The sequence below is a fragment of the Acinetobacter sp. UBA3025 genome, assembly GCF_002367915.1.
Lineage (GTDB): Bacteria > Pseudomonadota > Gammaproteobacteria > Pseudomonadales > Moraxellaceae > Acinetobacter.
Genome location: NZ_DFDO01000208.1, coordinates 1 through 4,811, shown reverse-complemented (window position 1 = coordinate 4,811; position 4,811 = coordinate 1). Strand labels below are relative to the sequence as shown.

Below are 4,811 nucleotides of genomic sequence, written 5' to 3'. Positions count from 1 at the left end.
CAAACTATGGGACAGCAGTGGTCAAACAGCCTGTTTTTTTATAGAGCAATAATTTTGATAGAAAGAAAATCTTAATCTGTAAGCTGAATAGTTAATATAGTTGATCATGATTCAGACAGATGGCGAAAAGCAGCGCAGCTACCTATTTTTGATCAAGAAATAATAAAGAAGTCAATTCTTGGCTCATTTTTATTAAAAATTGAGATTAAATTTTAAACCACTTGATATGATCAATAGTGTTGAAAAATAATACAAAATTTTTAAGTTGAATTATTCTTGACTAGTTTTAATTTTTCTTTAACAAATTGTGTTAAGCTGTGCGACTACATTCAATTTTTTTATCTGAAAATAAAAGCATTATTTATAAAATGCTATAGCTTTTCGCTTGAGTTTTCTCATTTCCTCTCTAGCCGATTTATGTATTTCACAGTAGAATATGCGCTCTCTCAAGTCACATTGTGGCATGGTTCACAAGACCATCCCGTGGAGCCAAAATCAGCATGTTTATCGTTGCCGGTGCACCTGCACATTCTTCTTTTAAGAAAGCTCAACTACTCACACGTTTATCGTCAATTAGTTCTGTTCAATCACTAGAAAGTCAATTTGTTTATCTTTTTGACCAAGCGCTCAACGAGCAACAACAGCAATCCGCTTTACAGCTTCTCAACGATGGTCAATCATTTGAACTGCGCCAGGCTGCAAGTGATGAAATCCAGATTCTAGTGACACCGCGTGTCGGCACGATTTCACCATGGTCATCAAAGGCAACTGATATTTTTGCCAACTGTAATACACCGGTTCATCGTTTAGAACGCGGTGTTTTGTTTACTTTGAAGGGCGAAAAAGAGCTTTCTAAAGAAGCATTACAGATCTTGCATGACCGCATGACTGAAAGTGTTTTCAATGCGATTGAAGATGCTGCAGTGTTGTTTACTGAAACTGCGCCAAAACCTTTGAACTCGATTGATATCCTGGGTCAAGGTAAAGAGGCATTGGTAAAAGCCAATAATGAGTTCGGTTTTGCGCTGTCTGAACAGGAAATTGATTACCTGACAGAAGCATTTACTAAACTGGGTCGTAACCCGAACGACATTGAACTGATGATGTTTGCGCAGGCTAACTCAGAGCACTGCCGTCATAAAATCTTCGGTTCTGAATGGACGATTGATGGTGAAGTTCAACCATTGTCATTGTTCCAGATGATCAAAAATACCTATAAAGAATCACCAACAGACGTATTGTCAGCCTATAAAGACAACGCATCGGTGATTGTTGGTTTTGACACACAACGCTTTTACCCAACTCAAGAAGATAACGGTCAACACGTTTATAAATACAAGAGCCAAGCCGCACACATCCTGATGAAAGTGGAAACTCACAACCACCCAACAGCGATTGCACCATTTGCCGGTGCAGCAACTGGTTCAGGCGGTGAGATTCGTGACGAAGGCGCGACTGGTCGTGGTGGTAAACCGAAAGCTGGTTTAACGGGTTTCACCGTATCTAACCTGAATATTCCTGGCTTCGAACAGCCTTGGGAAGAAAACTACGGCAAACCGTCACGTATGGCATCTCCATTGCAGATCATGATTGAAGGTCCATTGGGGGGCGCAGCGTTTAACAACGAATTTGGTCGTCCAGCGCTGACTGGTTATTTCCGTACTTTCGAACAAAACGTCAATGGTGAAGTGAAAGGTTTCCATAAGCCAATCATGATCGCGGGTGGTTACGGTAACATCCGTCCGGACCACGTTGAAAAAGATGCGATTCAACCAGGCGATCTACTGATCGTGCTTGGCGGTCCAGCAATGCTGATCGGCCTTGGCGGTGGTGCTGCATCATCTGTAGACAGCGGTAAACTGGGTGAAAACCTGGACTTCGCTTCTGTACAACGTGAAAACCCGGAAATGGAACGCCGTTGTCAGGAAGTGATTGATACTTGCTGGCGTATGGAAGATGAAAACCCAATCGTTTCTGTACATGACGTCGGTGCGGGCGGTATCTCGAATGCGATGCCTGAGCTTGTAAATGACCATGAGCTGGGTGCAGTACTGGATCTTCGTAAGATCCCATCGCTTGAGCCAGGCATGTCGCCAATGGAAATCTGGTCAAATGAAGCGCAAGAGCGTTATGTGCTTGCGATCCGTCCAGAATCTCTACCATTATTTGAATCAATCTGTGCGCGTGAACGTTGTCCGTTCGCGGTATTGGGTGAAGCAACTGAAGCGCGTCACTTAACCGTTGAAGATCCTTTGTTCGGCAACAAGCCAGTGGATATGCCAATGCAAGTGATGCTTGGTGGTACACCACGTATGCGCCGTTCATATGAAACTGCTCCGCGTAAAGGCGATGACTTTGATGCGTCTAAAGTGACTGATCTGAAAGATGCGATTTATCGCGTGATCAAGAACCCGACGGTGGCATCTAAATCGTTCCTGATCACCATTGGTGACCGCTCGATTACCGGTATGGTGGCACGTGACCAGATGGTTGGCCCATGGCAGGTTCCTGTAGCAGACGCTGCCGTAACGACTACCAGCCTTGTAGGTTTCACTGGTGAAGCGATGGCAATGGGTGAACGTCCACCAGTTGCATTGTTAAACCCAGCGGCTTCTGCACGTTTATCAGTTGCTGAATCGATCTCGAACATCATGTCTGCGAAGATTGATCAGATCAGCGACATCAAACTGTCTGCAAACTGGATGGCGGCTGCAGGTCAACCAGGCGAAGACCAAGCCTTGTTTGAAGGCGTAAAAGCCATTGGTATGGAAATGTGTCCAGCATTGGGTATTGCAATTCCAGTCGGTAAAGACTCACTGTCTATGCGTACTACCTGGAATGACGAAGGTGAAGACAAGTCTGTAACTTCGCCAATGTCAGGCGTGATCACTGCATTTGCACCTGTAACTGATGTTCGCAAAACATTAACCCCTGAGCTGAAAAATATTGAATCTGTACTGGTTCGTATTGATCTGTCTAAGGGTCAGTTCCGTTTAGGCGGTTCGATCTTGGCTCAGGTATACAAAGCAATTGGTTCAGTTACTCCTGATGTCGACAGCTTTGATGACTTCAAAGCATTCTTCGCACTGGTTCAAGACTGGAACAACCGTGGTCTGATCAAGGCTTACCATGACATCGGTGATGGTGGTTTACTGGCAACTGTTGCGGAAATGATGTTTGCTGCACGTCTAGGCGTAGCGCTAGAAAACCAATCAGTTGAAGCATTGTTCGCTGAAGAAATCGGTGCAGTTCTGCAAATAGCGAAAGCAGATTGGGAAGCATTACAAGCAGAAATCGCGACTTCTACTCTGAAAGATGCGATCTCTGTAGTAGGTACAGTGAATAACTCTGATCAGTTATCTGTAAATGGTCTGGTACTTGAACGTGCCGACCTGCAAGTGGCTTGGACTGAAGTTTCTCATCAAATCCAGCGTCTGCGTGACAACGTAGAAACTGCAAATCAAGAATTTGCATTAGTAACAGACAAAGCACACAAAGGTTTGATTGCTCAACCGACATTTGATCTGAACGAACAAATCGAAGCACCGTACATTAACTCACGTCGTCCAAATATGGCGATTCTGCGTGAGCAGGGTGTGAATGGTCATGTAGAAATGGCAGCAGCATTCGACAAAGTCGGCTTCAATACTGTTGACGTACACATGAGCGATCTTCTAGCTGGCCGTATCAGCCTGGATGACTTCGAAGGTCTGGTCACATGTGGTGGCTTCTCTTACGGTGACGTATTGGGTGCAGGTGGTGGCTGGGCGAAATCAGTATTGTTCAATCAGCAACTTCGTGACCAGTTCGAGAAATTCTTTAACCGTCAGGAGACCTTCTCTCTAGGGATCTGTAACGGTTGTCAGATGCTGTCACAATTGGCTCCACTGATTCCAGGTGCAGATGCTTGGCCTCGGTTCCATCGCAACAAATCAGAAGTATTTGAAGCACGTAGCGTCAATGTTCGTGTAGAGAAATCTCACTCTGTATTGTTAGAAGGTATGGAAGGCTCGATTCTTCCAATCGCTGTGGCACATGGTGAAGGTCGCGTAGTAGCATCGGCTGAAAGCATTGCTGCATTGAATGCCAATAATCAGGTGATCATGCGTTATGTGGATAGCCAAGGTAATGCGACTGAGCAATATCCATTGAACCCGAATGGTTCGCCTGAAGGGATCTCTGGTGTAACTTCGAAAGATGGTCGTGCGACTATCTTGATGCCACACCCTGAGCGTAACTTCCGTGCGATCCAGCACTCTTGGAAACCAGAAGACTGGGATCAGGACGGTGCATGGTTACGTATGTTCCGTAATGCGCGTAAGTTCATTGGCTAATCTGATTTAGTTTCAAAAAAGGGTCGCAGCAGCGGCCCTTTTTTATAATTTGAACTTATGGGAAATTAGTAAAACTAGAAAAATCATTTACTTTTGTTTAGACTAGCTTCATCAATTGCCACCAGTGGGTGGCTTTTTGCTTTTTAAGCAGTTTGAAACATTTATTTAATTTTCTCCCGCTGAACTGGTTTAGATTTTGCTTTTATATCTGCATAGAAGTGATATTGTGTAAATAATGCACAATATTTATGCACTTTAAAGGAAAGATGGTATAGATCAGTTCAGTATCAACACTCAAGAATGAGGTGGTGACATGGCTAAGACGCTCAGAATAATGGATAGAACGGAATTACGTCAGAAAGGTTGGTGGTTATTTGGTTTTGTTGTTGGCCTACAGGTACTGTTCTTGGTAGGCAGTTATTTGCTACAGAGTTCTTGAGCAACAGATTTAAAAAAGCCACCGACAGGTGGCTTTTT

At 44.2% G+C, this 4,811-nt stretch carries 2 protein-coding genes; both read left to right on the top strand.

The annotated features are described in order from the left end of the window. The first annotated feature begins 500 nt into the window (after positions 1 to 500). Complete coding sequence (purL, locus tag B4J23_RS08710; protein ID WP_291360019.1) at positions 501 to 4,334, top strand: phosphoribosylformylglycinamidine synthase; 3,834 nt, start codon at positions 501 to 503, stop codon at positions 4,332 to 4,334. Positions 4,335 to 4,647: 313 nt separating this feature from the next. Next, positions 4,648 to 4,773 carry a KGW motif small protein gene (locus B4J23_RS08705; RefSeq protein ID WP_257220869.1) on the top strand — a complete coding sequence of 42 codons (126 nt, stop codon included), beginning with the start codon at positions 4,648 to 4,650 and terminating at the stop codon, positions 4,771 to 4,773. Positions 4,774 to 4,811 lie beyond the last annotated feature (38 nt).